Source organism: Knoellia subterranea KCTC 19937 (genome assembly GCF_000768685.1).
Classification (GTDB): Bacteria; Actinomycetota; Actinomycetes; order Actinomycetales; family Dermatophilaceae; genus Knoellia; species Knoellia subterranea.
In genome coordinates this window covers 31,867-52,863 of sequence record NZ_AVPK01000007.1, presented here as the reverse complement: position 1 = coordinate 52,863, position 20,997 = coordinate 31,867, and the positions used below count along the sequence as shown (strand labels likewise).

21 protein-coding genes are annotated in these 20,997 nt (G+C 69.9%); 9 read left to right on the top strand and 12 right to left on the bottom strand.

The window, feature by feature from the left end; all coding sequences use genetic code 11:
* The first annotated feature begins 55 nt into the window (after window positions 1-55).
* Genes N803_RS12310 through N803_RS12300 form a run of 3 tightly spaced genes read left to right on the top strand, consistent with a single transcriptional unit; the run spans window position 56 to window position 3,564 of the window.
* Entirely contained in the window at window positions 56-1,105 is a 1,050-nt protein-coding gene (locus N803_RS12310; RefSeq protein ID WP_035905812.1) for a PseG/SpsG family protein, read from the top strand.
* Between the two features lie 27 nt (window positions 1,106-1,132).
* Window positions 1,133-2,773 (top strand): aldo/keto reductase, encoded by a 1,641-nt coding sequence (locus N803_RS12305; protein ID WP_035905810.1) that lies wholly within the window; start codon window positions 1,133-1,135, stop codon window positions 2,771-2,773.
* Window positions 2,770-3,564, top strand: coding sequence for an SDR family NAD(P)-dependent oxidoreductase (locus N803_RS12300; protein ID WP_035905808.1), 795 nt, complete (start codon window positions 2,770-2,772; stop codon window positions 3,562-3,564). The genes N803_RS12305 and N803_RS12300 overlap by 4 nt, the downstream gene beginning before the upstream one ends.
* A gap of 16 nt (window positions 3,565-3,580) precedes the next feature.
* Here the strand turns inward: N803_RS12300 and N803_RS12295 are convergent, their stop codons facing one another.
* The 3 genes from N803_RS12295 to N803_RS12285 all read right to left on the bottom strand — a co-directional run bounded on the left by N803_RS12295 (window position 3,581) and on the right by N803_RS12285 (window position 6,202).
* Window positions 3,581-4,327 carry an ABC transporter ATP-binding protein gene (locus tag N803_RS12295; RefSeq protein WP_035905805.1) on the bottom strand — a complete coding sequence of 249 codons (747 nt, stop codon included), beginning with the start codon at window positions 4,325-4,327 and terminating at the stop codon, window positions 3,581-3,583.
* Window positions 4,327-5,124, bottom strand: coding sequence for an ABC transporter permease (locus N803_RS12290; RefSeq protein ID WP_035905993.1), 798 nt, complete (start codon window positions 5,122-5,124; stop codon window positions 4,327-4,329). Before N803_RS12290 ends, N803_RS12295 begins: the two co-directional genes overlap by 1 nt.
* A gap of 67 nt (window positions 5,125-5,191) precedes the next feature.
* Window positions 5,192-6,202, bottom strand: a complete 1,011-nt coding sequence (locus N803_RS12285) for a glycosyltransferase family 2 protein (protein WP_245617232.1) — start codon at window positions 6,200-6,202, stop codon at window positions 5,192-5,194.
* A 95-nt stretch (window positions 6,203-6,297) separates the two neighbouring features.
* On the opposite strand from N803_RS12285, the gene N803_RS12280 reads away from it, so the two are divergent.
* Entirely contained in the window at window positions 6,298-7,638 is a 1,341-nt protein-coding gene (locus N803_RS12280) for an LCP family protein (protein ID WP_035905803.1), read from the top strand.
* A 92-nt stretch (window positions 7,639-7,730) separates the two neighbouring features.
* On the opposite strand, the gene N803_RS12275 is transcribed toward N803_RS12280, so the two are convergent.
* Both N803_RS12275 and N803_RS12270 read right to left on the bottom strand, forming a co-directional pair.
* A complete protein-coding gene (locus N803_RS12275) occupies window positions 7,731-8,897 on the bottom strand; it encodes an acyl-CoA dehydrogenase family protein (RefSeq protein ID WP_035905801.1) in 1,167 nt (388 codons plus the stop codon).
* A gap of 21 nt (window positions 8,898-8,918) precedes the next feature.
* Entirely contained in the window at window positions 8,919-9,938 is a 1,020-nt protein-coding gene (locus N803_RS12270) for an LLM class F420-dependent oxidoreductase (RefSeq protein WP_035905800.1), read from the bottom strand.
* Between the two features lie 141 nt (window positions 9,939-10,079).
* Here N803_RS12270 and N803_RS12265 point away from each other — a divergent pair, with 141 nt between their 5' ends.
* On the top strand, window positions 10,080-10,532 hold the full coding sequence (locus N803_RS12265; protein WP_035905798.1) for a CoA-binding protein: 453 nt from the start codon (window positions 10,080-10,082) through the stop codon (window positions 10,530-10,532).
* 48 nt (window positions 10,533-10,580) lie between these two features.
* Here the strand turns inward: N803_RS12265 and purE are convergent, their stop codons facing one another.
* Both purE and N803_RS12255 read right to left on the bottom strand, forming a co-directional pair.
* Complete coding sequence (gene purE, locus N803_RS12260) at window positions 10,581-11,111, bottom strand: 5-(carboxyamino)imidazole ribonucleotide mutase (RefSeq protein WP_035905796.1); 531 nt, start codon at window positions 11,109-11,111, stop codon at window positions 10,581-10,583.
* On the bottom strand, window positions 11,108-12,280 hold the full coding sequence (locus N803_RS12255) for a 5-(carboxyamino)imidazole ribonucleotide synthase (protein ID WP_035905990.1): 1,173 nt from the start codon (window positions 12,278-12,280) through the stop codon (window positions 11,108-11,110). The genes purE and N803_RS12255 overlap by 4 nt, the downstream gene beginning before the upstream one ends.
* 60 nt (window positions 12,281-12,340) lie before the next feature.
* Here N803_RS12255 and N803_RS12250 point away from each other — a divergent pair, with 60 nt between their 5' ends.
* A complete protein-coding gene (locus N803_RS12250; protein WP_035905795.1) occupies window positions 12,341-12,850 on the top strand; it encodes a GtrA family protein in 510 nt (169 codons plus the stop codon).
* 19 nt (window positions 12,851-12,869) lie between these two features.
* Here N803_RS12250 and N803_RS12245 read toward each other — a convergent pair whose 3' ends face one another.
* From N803_RS12245 to N803_RS12230, 4 genes are read right to left on the bottom strand one after another with little or no spacing between them, the layout of a single operon-like run.
* Complete coding sequence (locus N803_RS12245) at window positions 12,870-13,889, bottom strand: sensor histidine kinase (protein ID WP_035905793.1); 1,020 nt, start codon at window positions 13,887-13,889, stop codon at window positions 12,870-12,872.
* Window positions 13,890-13,895: 6 nt separating this feature from the next.
* Window positions 13,896-14,573: a response regulator transcription factor gene (locus tag N803_RS12240; RefSeq protein WP_035905792.1), complete on the bottom strand. Its 678-nt coding sequence runs from the start codon at window positions 14,571-14,573 to the stop codon at window positions 13,896-13,898.
* Between the two features lie 28 nt (window positions 14,574-14,601).
* On the bottom strand, window positions 14,602-15,660 hold the full coding sequence (locus N803_RS12235) for an adenylate/guanylate cyclase domain-containing protein (protein WP_035905791.1): 1,059 nt from the start codon (window positions 15,658-15,660) through the stop codon (window positions 14,602-14,604).
* Between the two features lie 49 nt (window positions 15,661-15,709).
* Window positions 15,710-16,471, bottom strand: coding sequence for a biotin--[acetyl-CoA-carboxylase] ligase (locus tag N803_RS12230; protein WP_245617231.1), 762 nt, complete (start codon window positions 16,469-16,471; stop codon window positions 15,710-15,712).
* A gap of 24 nt (window positions 16,472-16,495) precedes the next feature.
* Between N803_RS12230 and N803_RS12225 the strand changes: the two genes are divergently transcribed.
* Window positions 16,496-18,136 carry an acyl-CoA carboxylase subunit beta gene (locus N803_RS12225; protein WP_052112238.1) on the top strand — a complete coding sequence of 547 codons (1,641 nt, stop codon included), beginning with the start codon at window positions 16,496-16,498 and terminating at the stop codon, window positions 18,134-18,136.
* Window positions 18,133-18,372, top strand: a complete 240-nt coding sequence (locus N803_RS12220; RefSeq protein WP_052112237.1) for an acyl-CoA carboxylase epsilon subunit — start codon at window positions 18,133-18,135, stop codon at window positions 18,370-18,372. Before N803_RS12225 ends, N803_RS12220 begins: the two co-directional genes overlap by 4 nt.
* Window positions 18,373-18,492: 120 nt before the next feature.
* On the opposite strand, the gene N803_RS12215 is transcribed toward N803_RS12220, so the two are convergent.
* A complete protein-coding gene (locus tag N803_RS12215; protein WP_035905785.1) occupies window positions 18,493-19,152 on the bottom strand; it encodes an MOSC domain-containing protein in 660 nt (219 codons plus the stop codon).
* A gap of 108 nt (window positions 19,153-19,260) precedes the next feature.
* Here N803_RS12215 and N803_RS12210 point away from each other — a divergent pair, with 108 nt between their 5' ends.
* Entirely contained in the window at window positions 19,261-20,979 is a 1,719-nt protein-coding gene (locus N803_RS12210) for a DUF885 domain-containing protein (protein WP_035905784.1), read from the top strand.
* Window positions 20,980-20,997 lie beyond the last annotated feature (18 nt).

The window sequence follows — 20,997 nt, the reverse complement described above, 5'->3', positions numbered from 1 at the left end:
CAGATCGGTCCGCCCCGCCCCGCCATTGGCGCGGGACCCACCTAGAGGAGAGCTGATGAGCCGGCCCGGACGACCCCACGTCGGCATCCGTGCCGACGCCTCGCCGAGCATCGGGGTGGGCCACGTCGTCCGCTGCCTCGCCCTGGCGGAGGAACTGCTCGAGCGTGGATGCACTGTCACGATCTTCGGGTCGGTGACGGTCGACTGGCTCGCCGCGCCCCTGGAGCGGCTCGCCATCGAGGTCGTCGCGGCACCGGATGCCCCCGAGGCCCTGACCTCGCTCCTGGTGGAGCAGGGCGTCGACGCCCTCGTCATCGACGGCTACGACATCGACGCCCGGCTCGGCGCCACGGCCCGGACGGCCGGACTCGTCGTGCTCGCCTTCCACGACGGGGACTTCGGCGCGGCGCAGGAAGCCGACATCCACCTCGACCAGAACTTCGGCGCGGTCCTCCACCACTCAGCTTCCAGCGGCGCCATCAGCCTCGCCGGGTTGGACCACGCGCTCTTCCGACGCGAGGTGCTCGACCTCGCCGACCTGCCGCACGCGGACCACGCTGTCCCGACCGTCCTCGCCGTGTTCGGCGGCACGGACCCGAACTCCGCCGCCGAGGTCGTGGTCCCGCTCCTCCTCGCGACGGGGCTCCCCCTCGATCTCACCTGCGTCGTCGCCCGACCGGACCTGCGTGAGGCCGTCGACGCCCTCCCCCGCGCCGAGGGCCAGTCGGTCACGACGATCGCTCCCACCCCGGACGTCATGCGTCTCGCGGCCTCGAGCACGGTCACCCTCAGCGCGGCGGGCTCCTCCATCTGGGAACTCCTCCACCTCGGGGTCGCGACCGGCATCGTCGCCGTCGCCGACAACCAGGAGGCCAGTTATCGCGAGGTCATCGACAGCGGGGTCGCGGCCCCCATCGGCCTCCTGAGCGAACTCCGCCGGTCCGAGGCTGCCCGCGCCGACGCGAAGGCGACGCTCCGACGCCTCCTCGACGACCCGGCATACCGGGAAGATCTCGGCCACCGCGGACGGCGGCTCGTCGACGGGAAGGGACGGGCACGCGTGGCCGACGTCCTGCTCACCACCCTGGGCGACCGTCCGGACTGAGGCCGGTCGCCTCCTATGCTTGCCGGTATGCCGCACACCCGGGTCGTCCTGCAGTCGCGGCTGAGTTCGAGTCGCCTTCCCGGGAAGGCGCTGCTCTCCCTGGGTGCGTTCCCCGTCGCCGTGCTCGCGGCCAAACGCGCCGGTCGTGGCGGGTTGGACGTCGTCCTCGCGACGAGCACCACGCCCGAGGACGATGCCATCGCCCGAGCTGCGGAGCGGTCCGGCGTCACGTGCTTCCGCGGCTCCCTCGAGGACCCGCTCGGCCGCTTCGTCGGTGCGAGTGCGGGCCTGGCCGATGACGACGTCGTCGTGCGGCTCACTGCCGACAACGTCGTGCCCGACGCGGACTTCGTGACCGGGCTCGTGGCCGCGCTCGATGAGATCGGGACCGAGTACGTGCGGGTCGCCGACGGGTTCCCCTATGGGCTGGGGGCCGAGGCCTTCACCGTCGGGCTGCTGCGGCGAGCCGATGCGGCGGCCACCAGTGCGTTCGACCGCGAGCACGTCACCCCCTGGATGCGCCGTGAGACCGGCGATGCGACGTGGGCGCCCGAGGGACTCCCCGACGACCTTCGTAGCGTCCGGTGCACCATCGACACGCTCGACGACTTCGTCGTGGCCGAGACCGCTCTCGCCGACGTGCCCGACCCGGTCGAGACCAGCTGGGTCGACCTCATCGGCCGGTGGGCCGCCTCCGGCGGGCGCACACCCGACCGCCTGCCCGGCCGTGACAACCCGCTCGGCCAGGGACCATGGCTGCTCGGCACCGTGCAGCTCGGCGTGAGCTACGGCGCCGCCAACACTGCCGGGATGCCGGACCCCGAGACTGCGGGCACCGTGCTCCGTCGCGCCGCGGGCTCGGGCGTGACCCACCTCGACACCGCCCGGGCCTATGGCGCGAGCGAGTCCCGCATCGGCCATGCCCTCGCCCGAGGCCTCTCCGAACGGGTCGGTGTCGTCACCAAGGTCCAGCCGCTCGACCACGTCCCCGTCGACGCCGACGCTGCCTGGGCGCGCGACGCCGTCGTTGCGTCCGTCGAGAAGTCGTTGCGGGAGTTGGGAACTCGCCGTGTCGGCGCCCTGCTCGTCCACCGCTGGGCCGACTGGTCGCGAGGTGACGGGGCCGTCGCCGACACGCTGGACCAGCTGCGCGGAGAGGGTCTCGCGACGGTGGTCGGTGCCTCCCTTTCGACGCCGGCCGAATCGCTCGAGGCCCTGGCCGACCCCCGAGTGGGATACGTCCAGCTTCCGTTCAACGTCCTCGACCGACGCTGGGTCGAGCCCGACATCGTGGCCGCCCTTGCCGCGCGCCCGGACGTCATCGTCACCGTGCGCAGTGTCTTCCTCCAGGGACTCCTCGTCGCACCCTCGGCGCGGTGGCCGCAGAACGCGGACGCCGACCCCGAGGCCGTGCGCGCCGCGCTTGCCGCGCTCGCCGACGAGTTGGGCCGCGACAGCGTGGCCGACCTCTGCATCGCCTATGTCCTCGGCCACCCGTTCGTCACGTCGGTCGTCCTCGGCGCCGAGACACCGGAGCAGGTCGGTGAGCAGGCCGCCTGGCTCGCTCGCACTCCCCTGACCCCGGACGAGATCGAGGCGGTGCGATCCCGGGTGCCCGGCGGTTCGCCGACGCTCGTCGACCCGAGCACATGGATCATGGGCGCATGACTTCCGACCTCTTCCGCCTGGACGATGCCGTTGCCGTGGTGAGCGGTGCCACGGGATGGCTCGGACCGCCCATGGTCGAGGCGCTCGCCGCTGCCGGGGCCCACGTCGTCGCCGTCGGTCGGCGCCAGTCCGTGCTCGACGAACTCGCAGCGGCCCAGGCCGAGGCGGGACACCCGATCAGCGTCCAGTCGTGCGACGTCACCGCGCCGGAGTGGCCCGAGCTCATCAGCCGCATCGCCGAGGAGCATGGTCGGCTCGACGTCCTCGTCAACAACGCGCACGTCGGCCGAGGTGGGTCCATGGCGACCGCCACCGACGAGCTGTTCGACGAGGGCTACGAGATCGCGGTCAAGGCGGCGTGGCGCGCGATCCAGGCGGCCCGCCCCGGGCTCGCCGCTGCCCGCGCGCTGGGCGGATCCCCGAGCATCATCAACATCTCGTCGATGTATGGCCTGGTCGGGCCGGACCTCAGCCTCTATGACACGGAGGCCGGGCGCACCCCGCCGTTCTACGGGACGGCCAAGGCGGCCCTGCTGCAACTCACCCGCTATGCCGCGGCCGAACTGGGCGACAGCGGCATCCGGGTCAACGCCATCACGCCCGGGCCCTTCCCGGCGGAGGCCGCGCGCGAGAACGCGGAGTTCATCGATCGGCTCTCGAGCCGCACCATGCTCGGGCGCATCGGTGAGCGCGACGAGATCAGGACGGCCCTGCTGTTCCTCGCCTCACGGCACTCCGGCTTCGTCACCGGGTCCAACGTCGTCGTCGACGGGGGCTGGACCGCCCGCTGAGCGGAGTCCCCTCGACTCAATCGCCGGTGGCGTCCGCGTTGTACTGCTTGAGGACCTGATCCATGTCACCGTCGGCGACGAGTTCGCCCTTGCGCAGATAGATGCCCCGAGTGCAGAAGCGGCGCAGGTCGTTCTCCGAGTGGGAGACGAGGAAGAGCGTCTTGTTCTGCGCCAGGAGTGACTCCATGCGCTTGTAGCACTTCTCCTTGAACGCGGCGTCGCCCACGGCCAGCACCTCGTCGACGAGGATGATCGGCTCGTCGAGGGTCGTGATGACGGCGAAGCCGAGGCGCACCTGCATGCCCGAGGAGAAGTGGCGGAACGGCATGTCGAGACCGTCGCGCACCTGGGACCCGGCGAAGTCGACGATCTCGTCGAAACGCTCGTCCACGGCCTCGCGGCTCAGGCCGTGCAGGCCGGCGGTGAGATAGATGTTCTCGCGCGCCGAGAGCTCGCCGAGGAAGCCACCGGTCAACTCGATGAGCGGGGCGACACCGCCATAGATCTTGGCCCGGCCCTCGTCGGGGATGAGCACCCCGGCAATGGTCTTGAGCAAAGTGCTCTTGCCCGTGCCGTTGGAGCCGACGAGCCCCACGGCCTCGCCGTGGCCCACGGTGAAGTTGACGCCGCGCAGCGCCCAGAACGTCGATGTCGGTGCGGTGTTGCGCCCCTTGAGGACCATCTCGCGCAGCGACAGGTTGCGCCGACGCGAGCGATAGAACTCGATCCCGAGGTTGTCGACCTCGATCATGACGTCCGGCATCAGATCTCCTTGAGGACGGACCGCTCGAGCCGCCCGAAGACGGTCGAACCGATGAACATGAACACGACGGTGCCCACGACCGAGGCAACGATCGGCTTGAGCGAGAGTGGCTCGTCGAACAGTCCGGCGCGATAGAGCTCGAGGATCCCGCTCATCGGATTGGCGTAGAGGAAGTTGCGCAGCGTCTCGGGCACGGTCTCGAGCGTGTAGATGATCGGCGTGCAGTAGAACGCCATGCGCATGATGATCCGCACGACCCGCTGGGTGTCCTCGACGAGCACGGTGAGTGGTGCCAGCAAGAGACCGATCCCGACCTGCACGAGGAACTGCAGCAGGATGCCGATGGGGATGAGCACGAGACGCCAGTTCAGGGTCGTGTCACCGCGGACCATGTAGATCGCGGTGAAGGCCACGAGGATCGGCAGCGAGAGGAAGTATTCGACGCCCTTGGCGATGACGACCCGGATGACCCAGAGCTCACGCGGCAGGCTCGTCGAGCGGACGAGTTTGGCCTCGGCCAGCAGGGCACGCGAGGTCTCCGTCACGGACGAGTTGAACCACTGCCACGCGAGCAGCCCCACGAGGAGGAAGAGGAAGTAGGGGTGGTGTCCGGCGTCCGGCCGCTTGAAGATGACCGCGAAGATCATGAAATAGATCAACGCCATCGCCAGCGGGTCGAGGATGGTCCAGAGGTAGCCCAGGACGCTGCGGGCATATCTCACCCTCAGGTCGCGGCGCACGAGCGTCTGGAGAATCTCCCGACGTCGCCAGAGCGCCTTGAGGTGGCCGATTTCCACCGAGTGCACACTCCTCGTTCAGGGACAACACGCAGGGCCGCTCAGTCTGTCACAGACCGAACAGTCCTCAGGCAGGGTCCGGTTCGCTGGGGACTCCCCTGCTGGTGAGGAAGCCCACACCCCAGGCCCAGTGCATCGTGGCGAGCGCCACGGGGGTCCGGAGCCGGGTGCCCAGGGACTCCCCCGCACTGATGACCAGTCCACCGACCGTGACGCCTGCGGCATAGGCCGCGGGCACGACCAGAGCCGGTGCCCACACCGCCCCGAGCGCGGCCGCGGCAGTCGTCCCCACGACCATCGTTGGCGCCGCGAGGTAGCGGGCGTTCGCCGTGCCGGGGTGCTCGCGGATGACGACCCGGCGCCACCGGCCGTACTGGAGGTACTGGCGCGCCAGCGCACCCACGGTGGAGCGCGGCCGGTAGGTCACCGCCATGTCCGGGGTGAACCACACCGTGCCTCCGGACTGACGGAGCTTGAGGTTGAGGTGCCAGTCCTGGGTGCGGGTGTAGCGCTCGTCGTAGCCTCCGACCCGGTCGAGCGCGCTGCGTCGGAACGCGCCGAGGTAGACCGTGTCGACCGGTCCGGCCGTCCCACCGAGGTGGAACGTCCCTCCGCCGACGCCGATCCGGCTCCTCATTGCGCAGGCGACGGCCCGCTCGAAGTCGGTGCGGCCGACGGCCTGCATGATGCCACCGACGTTGTCTGCTCCCGTCTCGGCGAGGGTTCGCACCGCCGTGGACAGGTAGTCGGCGGGGATCTCGGCGTGACCGTCGACGCGCACGACGATGTCGTGGCGGGAGGCCGAGATCGCGGCGTTGAGCGCCGAGGGGGTCCGGCCACTCGGGTTGGCGACGGTGCGCACCCGGTCGTCCCGGGCCGCCAGACGAGCAGCCACCGCATCGGTGTCGTCGGTCGAGGGCCCCAGCGCCAGGACGACCTCGAACTCGCCCGGGTAGTCCTGCGCCAGCACCTGGGCGACTGCGGCTTCGAGGTGTGGGCCTTCGTTGAGCACCGGCATGACGACGCTGACCGCCGGGTGGGCGGTCGCGTCGGAGTGGGGACCGGTGGGATCGCTCATCGCGTGCATCATCCCCTACGGGCCTGTGCGTGGCCCACGAGGGGGGCGGCGAGTCGTTTTGCGCCTGCGGCGACGAAAAGCGGAGGATGGAGCCCATGCCCGATCGCCCGCTGCGAGGAGACGACGCCCGGCCCATCCCCCAGCGGGGGCGGCCACGGGCTCCTCGGCGCGCGATCGAGGACGAGGACGACGTCTACACCGTCGACACCCGCGGACGCCGCCCGGCGGCGGCCCGTCCCGCGACGTCCCGGCAGACCTCACCGCGCCCGACTCAGTCGCGGCAGCAGCAGACCCGCCAGCAACCCGCCCGCGAGGCCCAGCCGCGCCAGAAGCAGGGCCCCCCTGGACGTGGTCAGGACACGCCCCCGCCCGTTCGGACCCGCCCGGCCCCTCGGCGACAGGCGCCCCCGCCGCGGGGCCGTAGGCCGGTCGCGCCCCCGATGGATGCCGGTCCGCCGAGGCGTCGCCGCTGGGGTCGGCTGGTCCTTCTCGTCCTGGCCCTGTGGCTCGCCTTCCTCGTTGTCACCCCGTTCCACGCCTGGAACTCGGTGTCGCGCGTCGAGGACGCACCGGCCGGCGACCGCCCGGCCGAGACGCCCGGCAACACCTATCTCCTCGTCGGCTCGGACGCCCGCGACGACCTGACGCCCGCGGAGCGCAAGGAACTCGGGACCGGATCCGCCGAGGGCCGTCGCACCGACTCGATCATGCTCGTCCACACGCCGAGTGGCGGGGGCAAGTCGGTCATCATCTCCATCCCGCGCGACAGCTTCGTCCCGATCCCGCGCCACGGCAGCAACAAGATCAACGCGGCCTACGCCATCGGCGGGCCCAAGCTGCTCGTCGAGACGATCGAGCAGGTGACGAACCTCCGCATCGATGGCTACCTCGAGATCGGTTTCGGCGGCTTCGCCAAGGTCGTCAACAGTCTCGGCGGCGTCGACATCTGCGTGCCGTTCGACATGAACGACGAGTTCGCGCACATCAACCTCAAGAAGGGCTGCCAGGTCCTCGACGGCAAGAACGCGCTCGGCTTCGTCCGGGCCCGCCACTCGGATCCGCGCGGTGACGTCGGCCGTGCGGACCGGCAGCGCCAGTTCCTCGGCGCGATCATGAAGGGTGCGGCGACACCGTCGACGGTGCTCAACCCGTTCCGCTACTGGTCCTTCACGCACACCGCAGCCGGAGCGGTCGGCGTCGGCGACGACACCTCGATGAAGGATGCGGCCAACATCCTCCTGGCCATGCGCGGGGCCAGCAACGACTCGACGCTGAGCCTCACGGTGCCCCTCCAGAGCGTCAACTACCAGACGTCCGCGGGATCCTCGGTCAAGTGGGACACCGAACGCGCCCAGGCGCTCTTCACGATGCTGCGCGAGGACCAGCCGCTCGAGGCGCCGCCGACGGGCACCGACGGCAAGCCCAGCGGAGGCTGACCCACGACACTGACAGAAGACAAACAGACAGAAGACAAAAGGTATGCCGGCCGCGCACGTGCGCGGCCGGCATACCTCGTCGTTCGGTTCGGTCAGCCCTTGAGGAGCTGGCGCGCCATGACGATGCGCTGCACCTGGTTGGTGCCTTCGTAGATCTGGGTGATCTTGGCGTCGCGCATCATCCGCTCGAGCGGGAAGTCGCGCGTGTAGCCGGCGCCGCCGAGCAGCTGGACCGCGTCGGTCGTGACCTTCATGGCGACGTCGGAGGCGAAGCACTTGGCCGCCGCACCGAAGAAGGACAGGTCGGCGTCGCCGCGCTCGGACTTCGCCGCCGCGACGTAGACCATCTGGCGCGCGGCCTCGAGCTCCATCGCCATGTCGGCGAGCATGAACTGGATGCCCTGGAAGTCGGCGATGTGCTTGCCGAACTGCTTGCGCTCCTTGACGTAGGCGGTGGCCTGCTCCAGCGCCCCCTGCGCGATGCCGACGGCCTGCGCACCGATGGTGACGCGGGTGTGGTCGAGGGTGCGCAGCGCGATCTTGAGGCCCTCGCCGGGTGCACCGACGATGCGGTCGCCCGGGATGCGGACGTTGTCGAAGTGCAATTCGCGGGTCGGGCTGCCCTTGATGCCGAGCTTGCGCTCCTTCTCACCGAAGGTGAAGCCCTCGTCGGACTTCTCGACGACGAACGCGGTGATGTTGTTGCCGCGCGCCCCGTCGGGGTCGGTGACGGCGAGGACGGTGTAGTACTCGGACTCACCGGCGTTCGTGATCCACGACTTCTGGCCGTTGAGGATCCAGTCGTCACCGTCTGATTTGGCGCGGCACTTCATGCCGGCCGTGTCGGAGCCGGCCTCACGCTCGGACAGGCCGTAGGAGAAGCCGGCCTCACCGCGGGCGAGCGGCGGGAGGTACCTCTGCTTGAGCTCCTCGGAGCCGCCGAGGATGACCGGCATCGAGCCAAGCTTGTTGACCGCCGGGATGAGCGAGGAGCTCGCGCAGACGCGGGCCACCTCCTCGATGACGATGCAGGTCGCGAGCGCGTCTGCGCCGACCCCGTCGTACTCCTCGGCCACGTGCGGCGCGAAGAAGTCGGACGCGACAAGGGCGTCGTGCGCTTCCTGCGGGTAGCGGGCCTCCTCGTCGACCGCCGCCGCGAAGGGCGCGATCTTGGCCTCGGCCACGTCACGCACGGCCTCGCGGATCGCCTCGTGGTCCTCGTTGACCTGGAACAGGGGGAAGTTCTCGTTCGCACTCACGGCGGTGATCCTAGCGACGGGCTACCGCAGGGCCGGAATGACCTCGCGCTCGAACAGCTCGACCCCGGACAGGTCGTAGGCCGACTCCACGAAGTTCGTGATCGCGTAGGTCATGCCAAGGTCCTGGAGATCGGCCAGTGCGGAGGCCACCTGGTCGGGGGTGCCGACAGCAGGACCGGTCCGATAGGTCTCCATCGTCCGCCCAACGACCTCGTCGGGCACGCCGGCGCCGCGCAGGTGCTGCTCCACCCAGGCGAGCCGCTCCTGCACCTCCTTGTCGTTGCGGCCGATGACGACGTTGAAGTTCGAACTCCGCGTGATCGTGTCGAAGTCGCGACCCAGGTCGGCACAGTGCTGCTTGAGGATCTCGCTCTTGTGGGTGAAGACCTCCGGGTCGCCTCCGGCGAAGTTCGTGTAGTCGGCGTACTCGGCAGCGATCCGCAGCGTCTTGCGCTCGCCGCCGCCCGCGATCCACATGGGGATGCCGCTGCGCTCCGAACCCTCGAAAGCCGTGCCCTGCAACGGTTTCGGGAAGCACATCGCTCCGTCGACCTGATAGTGCTTGCCGTCCAGAGTGGCCCGTCCGGTCGTCCACATCTGCCGGAAGATCTCGACGCCCTCGCGCAGCCGCTCGAGCCGCTCACCCGCGCCGGGGAAGCCGTAGCCGTAGGCGCGCCACTCGTGCTCGTACCACCCCGCGCCGATCCCCATCTCGAGGCGCCCCTCCGAGATGACGTCGACGGTCGCCGCCACCTTGGCGAGGTAGGCCGGGTTGCGGTAGCTCATGCACGTGCACATCTGCCCGATCCGCACGCGACCCGTGACCCCGGCGAACGCCGCCATGAGCGACCACGCCTCGTGCACGGCCTCCTCGGTCGGGTGGGGCGTCGGGTGGAAGTGGTCGTAGACCCAGATCGACTCCCAATCGCGTATGCCGTCCGCTCGCCGTGCGAGCCCCGCCATCACCCCCCAGTGCTGGTCGGGCTCGATGCCGACGAGATCGTGACGCCAACCCTGCGGAATGAAGAGTCCGAATCGCATGACTCCACCCAACCCGCACACGCCCTCCCCCGCAAGACTTCACAAAGGGTGCATAGTGCGAACCATGACATATTCACTGTCAGGCTCCTCGGCCTTCCGGGCCTCGCTCCTTCGTCGCTCGTGTCCTCAGGCGGTCGTCGCATGACTTTCCGTCACCGCAACGATCCTGAACTCGTCCGCGAACTCCTCGCCGACCCGGGCACCTGGGTGGTCGTCGGCCTGAGCAACCACGTCGAGCGCGCGGCCTACGGCGTCTCCCAGTGGCTCAAGCACGAGCTCCACAAGGGCATCATCCCGGTCCACCCCAACGCCGAGACCGTGCACGGTGAGCAGGGCTACGCGAGCATTGCCGACATCCCCGACCAGGACATCAAGGTCATCGACTGCTTCGTCAACTCGCAGAAGGTCGGCGCGGTTGTGGACGAGGCCATCGCGCACAGGGACCGCCTCCAGATCGACGCGATCTGGATGCAGCTCGGAGTCGTCGATGAGGCCGCGGCCGACCGGGCCCGCAAGGCCGGGCTCGACGTCGTGATGGACACCTGCCCCAAGATCGAGTGGCCCCGCGTCAAGAGCGAGGGCTCCGCCCGCTGACCCACCCCTTCGACTTATTGCCCTCTCCGCCGCACCAGCCAGTCGGAGTCAGGAACCGCGGCGGTCGCGCAGGGCAGCACCCTTGGCGTGTGCCTCGTCCCGCAGGCTCGACCGGAACTCGCCCATCGCCGCCCTGATCCGGGCGGCCTCCTCCCCCTCACCGGCGCCGAGGATCCGGGCCGCGAGCAGCCCGGCATTCCGCGCCCCACCGACCGACACGGTCGCCACGGGCACGCCGCCGGGCATCTGGACGATCGACAGCAACGAGTCCATGCCGTCGAGGTACTTCAGCGGCACCGGCACCCCGATCACGGGCAGCGATGTGACCGACGCGAGCATGCCCGGCAGGTGCGCGGCGCCCCCGGCGCCCGCGATGATGACGCGCAGTCCGCGCTCCTCCGCCTGCTGACCGTAGGCGATCATCTCGTCGGGCATCCGGTGCGCCGACACGACGTCGACCTCGTGCGCGATGCCGAAGTCGTCCAGCGCCTTCGATGCCGCCTCCATGACCGGCCAGTCACTGTCGCTGCCCATGACGACGCCGACAACGGCCCCAGTTGCGTTCTCTCGCAGTGTCATTCGGTCACAGCTCCCTCGATGTAGTCGGCCGCGTGCCGCGCCCGCTCGCGCAGGTCGGCGAGGTCGTCGCCGCTGACGTTGACATGTCCAATCTTGCGTCCCGGCCGCACACCCTTGCCGTACAGGTGCGCCTTGATCTCCGGGTCTCGTGCCATGACGTGACGGTATGCCGGGTAGAGCTCTGGGTGATCGCCGCCGAGGATGTTGCCCATCACCGTCCACCGGTGGCGCGGCTTCGGCGACCCGAGCGGGAGGTCGAGCACGGCCCGCAGGTGCTGCTCGAACTGCCCCGTCACGGCGCCGTCCATCGACCAGTGGCCACTGTTGTGCGGACGCATCGCGAGCTCGTTGACGACGAACTCGCCACCGGGAAGCTCGAAGAGCTCGACGGCCAGCACGCCCGTCACGCCGAGCTCGCCGGCGATCCGCAGTCCGGCCTCCGTTGCCCGGGCCGCGAGATCGGTATCCAGCTCCGCAGCCGGCGCGATGACCTCGGTGCAGATGCCGTCGGTCTGCACGGTCTCGACGACGGGCCACGCCGCCGCCTGGCCAGAAGGGCTGCGGGCGAGCAGCACGGCGAGCTCACGCGTGAAGGGGACCTTCTCCTCGAGGAGCAGTGGTGAGTCCTCGGCCGCCGCCCGGTCGAGCCAGTCGGTCAGCTCCTCGGCGGACGCGACAACGCGCACGCCCTTGCCGTCGTAGCCACCTCGCGGCGTCTTGGCGATGATCGGCCAACCGGCCTCGGCCGCGAAGGCCTCGACGTCCGCCGCAGTGCGGGCGGGTGCCCACCGCGGGCAGGGAATCCCGAGCGCGGTGAGGCGCTCCCGCATCTCGAGCTTGTCCTGGGCGAAGACGAGCGCCTCCGGAGTCGGGTGCATCGGCACGCCCGCGTCGGCGAGCGCCGACAGGACCGGCGCCGGGACGTGCTCGTGGTCGAACGTCACGACGTCGCACTCCCGCGCGAAGGCCAGCACGGCGTCGACGTCGGTGTGGTCACCGACCGGGGCGGACGGGATGACCAGTGCTGCGCTGGCGTCGGGAGCCTCGGCCAGGACGCTCAGGGTCAGGCCCAGCTCGGCTGCCGGGCCCGCGCACATCCGCGCGAGCTGGCCACCACCGACGATGCCGACGACGGGGAATCCTCCGGGCGCACGCTGGGGCGAAGTCACCACGGGAGGATATCGGCGGTGGTGGGCACCCGGCATACCGGACGCGGTTAGGCTCGGTCGGTGACGTCCCCCGCCCCCGCAACCGGTCTCCTCGACCGACTCCGCGGCGCCATCGACGTCCTCTATCGCGAGGCGATCAAGTTCGGCGTCATCGGTGCCCTCGCTTTCGTCATCGACATGGGCAGCTTCAACCTGCTTCGGCACACCGTCCTCGACACCCGGCCGACGACCGCCGTCATCGTGTCGGCGTCCCTGGCGACGGCGTTCGCGTGGATCGGCAACCGGATGTGGACGTTCCGCCACCGCCGCAACCGACCCGCGCACCACGAGGCGGCCCTCTTCGCGGGGACCAACGGGGTCGCCCTGCTCATCCAGGCCGGTGCCGTCGCCTTCACGAACTACGTGCTCGGGTTCGACTCGCTCGCCGCCGACAACATCGCCAAGGTCGTGGCGATCGGTCTGGGCACGCTCTTCCGCTTCTGGGCCTATCGGCGGTTCGTCTTCGCGGGCGAGCCGATCGACGTGGACCAGTCCCCGATGGCCGACCGCGCCCACCACGACCGGGCCTGACCGCAGCGCACCGTGGGCTTCAGTCGTCGGCCTCGGAGAGGAAGACGGCGAACACCGCGGGTTGGGTGCTGACGAGTTCGAGGCGGCCGCCGTTGTCCTCGGCGAGGTCGCGCGCGAGGGTGAGTCCGAGGCCGGACCCGCTCGACGAGACCGAGCGCTCGAAGATGTGGGGTGCGATGCCGGGTGAGACGCCGGTGCCTTCGTCACCCAGCTCGATGACGACGGACGGGCCGGCGCGGCGTGCGGCGATGTCGACGGTGCCGCGACCGTGCGCCAGGGCGTTCTCGATGAGGGTCGAGACGATCTGCGCGAGCGCCACCGGTGTGGCCCGGACGCGCAGCCCCCGTTCGCCGTGGATGCGCATGCTCCGCTTCGTCGCGGCGAACGCCGGCTGCCACTCGCGCTGGAGCGAGGCCAGGACCGCGTCGAGGGACACGCTGGGACGGCTCGGATCGCTCACCCGGGTGCGACCCATGAGGTCGTCGACGACCTTGCTCAGACGTTCGACCTGCCCGATCGCGACCTGGGCCTCCTCCTGCACGACGGTGAGGTCGTCGGTCGAGGCGATCTCATCGAGCCGCATGAGGAGCGCGGTGAGTGGGGTGCGCAGCTGGTGCGATGCGTCGGCGGCGAAGTCGCGCTCGGCGGCCAGGTTGCGCGTCACTTGCGTGGCGCTGCGGGAGAGGACGTCACTGATCCGGTCGAGCTCGCCGATGCCCGAGTTCAGCGGCATGAACCGTGATTCGCCGGCACCGAGCCGCTCGGCGCGCGCGGCGAGCTCGGTCAGCGGATCACCCAGAGCCCGCGACCGTCGCTGCGCCACGACGTAGCCGACGGCCAGACCGAGGAGCGAGAGGGCGAGGACGACACCGGTGAGGATGAGGACGCCCTGGACCCCGGAGGTCGTGTCGACGATGCGAGCGCGGCGTTCGGACGGCAGCAGCGCGACGACCAGCCCGAGGACAAGGAGCGGGCCGCCGAAGATCGCAAGCGTGGCGACGACCGCCGCCAGCGTGGACCTCAGGAGCAGCCGACGCACGCTGCGTCACTCCCCCGCAGGATCGAAGCGGAAACCCACGCCGCGGATCGTCGTGATGTAGCGCGGCTGCATGGCGTCGTCGCCGAGCTTCTTGCGGAGCACGGAGATGTGCATGTCGAGGGTCTTGGTCGATCCGTACCAGGCCGTCTCCCACACCTCGCGCATGAGCTGTTCACGCGAGATGACCTTGCCCTGGTTGCGGGAGAGGACGCGGAGCAGTTCGTACTCCTTGGCCGTCAGCTGGATCTCCTCCTCGTGGAGGAACACCCGACGGGACTCGGCGTCGACGCGGATGTCGACCTGCCCGGACGGCGGCGCATCGGGGATGCCGCGCCGGAGCAGCGCCCGGGCGCGGGCGAGGAGCTCGGCGAGGCGGAACGGCTTGGTGACGTAGTCGTCGGCGCCGGCGTCGAGACCCACCACGGTGTCGACCTCGTCGGCACGGGCCGTGAGGACGAGGACCGGCACCGTGTGCCCCTCACCGCGCAGGCGCCGGCACACCTCCAGCCCGTCCATCGTCGGGAGTCCGAGGTCGAGGACGACGAGGTCGGGGTTGTCGCGTGCGGCCTCGAGCGCCTCGCGCCCGTCGGCACGCACATCGACGTCGTACCCCTCCCGTCGCAGTGCCCGGGCCAGCGGCTCGGAGATCGCCGGATCGTCTTCGGCGAGCAGGACACGAGTCATGCAGCGAGCCTAATGGGGAGGTGCAGGGTCACGCGTGTTGATCCCAGGGCCGGTCCCGGCGAGCACCCGAGGAACGGGCCAACTCGAACGGCGTGATCGTGCCGATCCCCCGCAGGTGCCGACGCCGTTGCTCGATCATCGTGAACCCGGACAGCGTGCCCAGCGCCCGGGCCACGTCGTCGTCGACGAAGACGCGGCCGGGCGGGGTGACGGCCGTCAGCCTGCTGGCCCGGTTGACGGTCGTGCCGAAGACGTCACCGAGGCGGCTGATGACCTTGCCGGAGGCCATGCCGACGCGCACGTCCGGCAGGAGCGGGTCCTCCCCCATGGCGTCCACGAGGTCGAGCCCGATGGCCGCCGCGGCGTCCGCGTCGACGTGGACGAAGAGCACCTCGTCGCCCACGGTCTTGATGATTCGCCCACCGTGCGAGGTGACGACGTCGGTGGCGAGCTCCTCGAAGCGCTGCACGAGTGTCGCCAGCTGACGCTCGGTCATGCGGCGCACGAGGGACGTGAAGTTCACGAGGTCGGCGAACCCGACGACGCGCAGCGGAGCACTCGCGTCGTGGTCGGTGTCGCGCGCGTCGGCGAGCATGCGAGTGATCGCCGAGGTGAGGTGACGCCGCCACACGTAGACCATGAGTGGCTCCAGCTCGTCGACGACGTCGACGATCAACGAGGCCGTCCCCTCGGCGACGTCGCGCTCGGGGACCGAGCGCGCGTCCTTCTCACCGAGGGCGGCCTCCTGATCCGCGGGCGTGAGGTACTCCGCGACGAGCTGCGTCTGCCACACCGCGAGCCGGTCCGACGTGCGCGCGAAGGCTCGGGCCATCGCCAGGACGAGGTCCTCCTCGAGGTCCTTGTCACGGATGAGGTCAGAGACGCGCACGAGGGCGTCGAGATCGGCCTGGGTGAACATCACCTCTTCGTCGTCGACGATCTGGAAGCCGAGGGCGTGCCAGAGCTTGCGGGCCGACGTCACCGACACGGCCGCCTCGCGGCTGATCTCGCGCCGACCCATCGTCGCCGGGCGACCGAGGAGGCGATCCTCGATCTCGGCCTCGAAATCACGGGGATGCTCGGTCACGTGCGGCCTCCTCTGCGTGTGTCGACGGATCAGGGGAATCTATCGGTCCTCACCGGACGTGGACGACGTCCCCCGCGGCGACGGCGACGAGGCCCGTGTCGGTGCTGATGCACAGTCTGCCGTCGGCGTCGATGTCGGTCGCGATTCCGCGCGCCTCACCTTGCGGGAGGTGGGCCACGACGGTGCGGCCCACGGTGGCGCACGCGGCCACGTAGGCCGAGCGGACGGCATACGGATCGTCGTCAACGGTGCGCAACAACGTTGCGAGAGAAGCAAGGTATGCCGTGAGCACGCCTTCTCGTGCCACTCCCGGAGCGCCTGCGAGACGGAGCGACGTGGCGGTGTCGACGGGGAGGTCCGCGCGCTCCTGGTCGATGTTGACGCCGGTGCCGACGACGATTCCGACGGGTGTGAGCTCGGCGAGGATTCCAGCGAGTTTGCGATCCCCGTCGGCCGGAGCGAGCAGGTCGTTGGGCCACTTGAGGTCGATGGTGACGCCGCTCGTCGTCGTGAGGGCCTCCCGCAGGGCGAGACCGACGAGGAGCGGCACCCAGCCGAGCGGTGCGCGCCTCGGCCGCGGGACGAGGACGCTCGCGGCGATGCTCGTCCCGGGTGTCGTCGTCCACGCCCGGTCGAGCCGCCCACGTCCCTGCGTCTGCTCCTCGGCCGTGACGACGCGCCATGGTTTCGGGTCGCGCCGGAGCACGGCATTGGTCGAATCGACGCTCTCGTGCACCTCCGCCGGAAGCCACGGCGGACCCGGTGTGATGAGAGACGCATCCATGAGACGAGAGGCAGCGGGTCGGGTCACAGGGTCAAGGCTAGAGTCGGCCCCATGGCTCAGACGGACACCCAGCCCACGGGCGGCACCGACCTCCCCGCCGCCGAGACGGGCATCGACATCCACACGACCGCCGGCAAGCTGGCCGACCTCAAGCGCCGCGTCGGCGAGGTCGCGCACGCCGGGTCGGAGCGGGCGATCGAGAAGCAGCACGCGCGCGGCAAGAAGACCGCCCGCGAGCGCCTCGAGATGCTCCTCGACGAGGGGTCGTTCGTCGAGATGGACAAGTACGCCCGACACCGCTCGGTGGCCTTCGGTCAGGACCAGAACCGTCCCTACGGTGACGGTGTCGTGACGGGCTACGGGACCGTCGATGGTCGGACCGTGGCCGTCTTTGCCCAGGACTTCACGGTCTTCGGCGGCTCCCTCGGTGAGGTCTTCGGCGAGAAGATCACCAAGGTCATGGACTTCGCCATGAAGGTCGGCTGCCCGGTGGTGGGTCTCAACGACTCCGGTGGTGCGCGCATCCAGGAGGGTGTGGTCTCGCTCGGCCTCTACGGCGAGATCTTCCGCCGCAACGTCCACGCCTCCGGTGTCATCCCGCAGATCTCGCTCATCATGGGCCCGTGTGCCGGTGGCGCTGTCTATTCGCCGGCCGTCACCGACTTCACGGTCATGGTCGACCAGACGTCGCACATGTTCATCACCGGACCCGACGTCATCAAGACGGTCACAGGTGAGGACGTCGGCTTCGAGGAGCTCGGTGGTGCGCGCACCCACAACTCCAAGTCCGGCGTCGCGCACTACATGGGCACCGACGAGGAGGACGCCGTCGAGTACGTCAAGGCGCTGCTGTCCTACCTGCCCTCCAACAACATGGAGGAGCCGCCGTCCTTCGGTGACGAGGAGCTGTCGCTCGAGGTCACCGACACGGACCGCTTCCTCGACACGATCATCCCGGACAGCCCCAACCAGCCCTATGACATGCACCTGGTCATCGAGGCCGTCGTCGACGACGGGGACTTCCTCGAGGTGTCGCCGCTCTTCGCCCCGAACCTCATCGTCGGCTTCGCCCGCATCGAGGGCCGTTCGGTCGGCATCGTCGGCAACAACCCGATGCAGTTCGCCGGCACGCTCGACATCGACGCGTCCGAGAAGGCCGCGCGATTCGTGCGCACGTGCGACGCGTTCAACGTGCCGGTCCTGACCTTTGTCGACGTCCCGGGCTTCCTCCCCGGCACCGACCAGGAGTGGGACGGCATCATCCGCCGCGGTGCCAAGCTCATCTACGCCTACGCCGAGGCGACGGTTCCTCTCGTCACCGTCATCACGCGCAAGGCGTATGGCGGCGCCTACGACGTCATGGGGTCCAAGCACCTCGGCGCCGACATCAACCTCGCGTGGCCGACGGCCCAGATCGCGGTCATGGGCGCGCAGGGCGCGGTCAACATCCTCTACCGCAAGCAGCTCGCTGCGGCGGCCGAGCGCGGTGACGACGTCGACGTCGCTCGCCAGACCTTCATCGCCGAATACGAGGACACGCTCGCGAACCCCTACATCGCGGCCGAGCGCGGCTACATCGACACCGTCATCACCCCGTCCAACACCCGCATGAACGTCACCAAGGCGCTGCGGGCGCTGCGCACCAAGCGCGAGACGCTGCCGCCCAAGAAGCACGGGAACATCCCGCTGTGACCTCGTCGGAGCAGCCGGAAACCGTTGCGGCACAGGCGATCGAGATCGTCGGTGACGCCACCCCGGAGCAGGTCGCAGCGTTGGTGGCGGTGCTGTCCGCAGCGTCGGGCGGGGCCGGCGACGAGGTGACCACGCGGCATACGTCGCCATGGTCTGCCCCCTCGGGACTGGTGCGCCGCCCCGTGATCCCGGCCCCACGGTCGGCCGGCGTCTGGGCCCGCTCCCTCCGTCCCTAACTCACCCAATTCCCGGGTTGGGGACACACGCGACGCGTATGCCGCCCGCTCGCCTCCGCGTCCCCAACTCACCCAATTCCCGGGTTGGGGACACACGCGACGCGTATGCCGCCCCCTCGCCTACCGCTCCCAGCTCGCCAACTTGGCCGCGAGCTTGCTGCGTTCGGGCTCGGGCATCGCACCGGCCGCGACGACCTGGCGCGCGAGCTCGACGTCGCCCATCCAGGCACGGAAGGCTTCGGGCACCGTGATGCCGTGGCCCGGACGCCACTCGACCTGGATCTCGTCGCCCGGCCGGATGACGCCGGCCTGCACGACGGACAGATAGGCGCCGGTGCGACCGCGATCCGTGAACGCCTTGACCCAGCCGGGCACTCCCATGTGCTTCGAGAACGTCGCGCACGGCACGCGCGGCGCCGTCACCTGCAGTACGACGGAGCCACCGATCCGCCACTGCTCCCCGACGACAGAGGCATCGACGTCGAAGGCTGCTGTCGTGAGGTTCTCGCCGAAAGCACCCGGCTGCAGGTCTCGCCCCAGATCGACGGCCCACCAGTCGAGCTCCTCGCGCGCCACGGCATACACGGCCTGCGTCGAGCCGCCGTGGTGACGCATGTCCACCACCGCGTCACCCTCGACGCCGCTCGCACCCACCCCCTTCGGCCCCGGGTCGAGCACGGAGATCTGATCGACGGGGCGCTTGTCGATGCCGCTGTCGAGGCTCTTGGACAGGCCCGCCTTCGGCTTGCCGATGTTGACCGAGTGCACGTGCGCTGCCATGGGCCGCACTCTAGGTGAGCCTGCGGACGTCCCCGAAGCCATTTTCGACGAACGCGCGGGCAGGAATTGGTGTGAAGGCGACCCGAGGTCACAGGTAGCGTCGAGCGGGTGACCCAGACCTCCTCAGACACCCACACCTCGGCCGACGGCACCACCGAACGCACGCCCACCGCGATCGACGCCATCGCCGAACGGCACTTCGACGCCACGATGCAGCTCAGCCCGATCGAGGCGACCTATCTCGGGGTGCCGGTGCGCCAGGACGAGTATGACGACCTGTCCCCCGCTGGCCACGACGCCCGGGCGGAACTCGCCCGCGCCACCCTCGCCGACCTCGCCACCGCCGAGCCCGCCGACGACATCGATCGCGTCACCGTGGCCGCGATGCGCGAGCGGCTCCAGCTCGAGATCGACATCCACGAAGCCGGTCACCATCTCGGCGAGGTCAACGTCCTCGCCTGCCCGCTCCAGTCGCTGCGCGACGTCTACGACCTCATGCCGACGGACACCGAAGAGCAGTGGGCGACCATCACCCGTCGACTCACCGCCCTCCCGACCGCCCTCGAGCAGTGGCGCACCTCCCTCTCGACGGCCGCCGACCGTGGGCACGTCTCCGCGAAGCGCCAGATCGAGGCGTGCATCACGCAGTGCGACGACCTCGTCGGCGACGACGGGTTCTTCACGAAGTTCGCGACCGGCGCCCGCACCAAGGACGGCGCTCCCCTCCCCGACGCGGGCCAGCAGGAACTCACGGCGGCCGCCCAGGGCGCCGCCGCGGCATACGGCGACCTGCGCACCTTCTTCGAGACCGAGCTGCTGCACCGCGCCCCGACCCGGGACGCCATCGGTCGTGAGCGCTACCAGCTCGCGAGCCGCACCTTCCTCGGGGCCACGGTCGACCTCGAGGAGACCTACGCGTGGGGCCAGCAGGAGACGGCCCGACTCGCCGCCGAGATGGAGCGCACCGCCGACCGAATCAAGCCCGGCGCCACCGTCAAGGACGCCATCGCGGCGCTCGGCGTGGACCCGGCATACCAGCTCCACGGCACCGACGAACTCCAGCGGTGGATGCAGACCAAGGCGGACGAGGTCATGGACCTCCTCGGCGGCACGCACTTCGACATCCCGGACCCCGTGCGCACCATCGAGTGTCGCATCGCGCCGACCCACACCGGCGGGATCTACTACACGGGCCCCAGCGAGGACTTCACCCGCCCCGGCCGCATGTGGTGGTCCGTGCCCAAGGGTGTCGAGACGTTCGGGACCTGGGCCGAACTGAGCACGGTCTATCACGAGGGCGTCCCCGGCCACCACCTGCAGATCGCGCAGACGACCTACCGCGCCGAGCTCCTCAACCGCTGGCGCCGGATGCTCTGCTGGGTCAGCGGCCACGGCGAGGGCTGGGCCCTCTACGCCGAGCGGCTCATGGTCGAGCTCGGCTTCATGGACGACCCCGGCAATTACCTCGGCTTCCTCGACGCCCAGTCGCTGCGTGCCGCCCGCGTCGTCCTCGACATCGGCATCCACTGCGGTTTCGAGGCGCCCGCCGAGGTCGGTGGCGGCGAGTGGACCTACGACAAGGCGTGGCAGTTCCTCAGCGCCCACGCGAACAACGACGAGGCGTCCCTGCGCTTCGAGCTCGACCGCTACCTCGGCTGGCCGGGGCAGGCGCCGAGCTACAAGATCGGCGAGCGCATCTGGATGCAGCTGCGCGACGAAACCGCTGCGCGAGAGGGCGATTCGTTCGACGCGAAGGCCTTCCACCGTCGCGCTCTCGACGTGGGTTCGGTTGGTCTCGACGTCCTCGTCGAGGCGATGCGCGCCTGAGCACAACCGCAAAGGTAT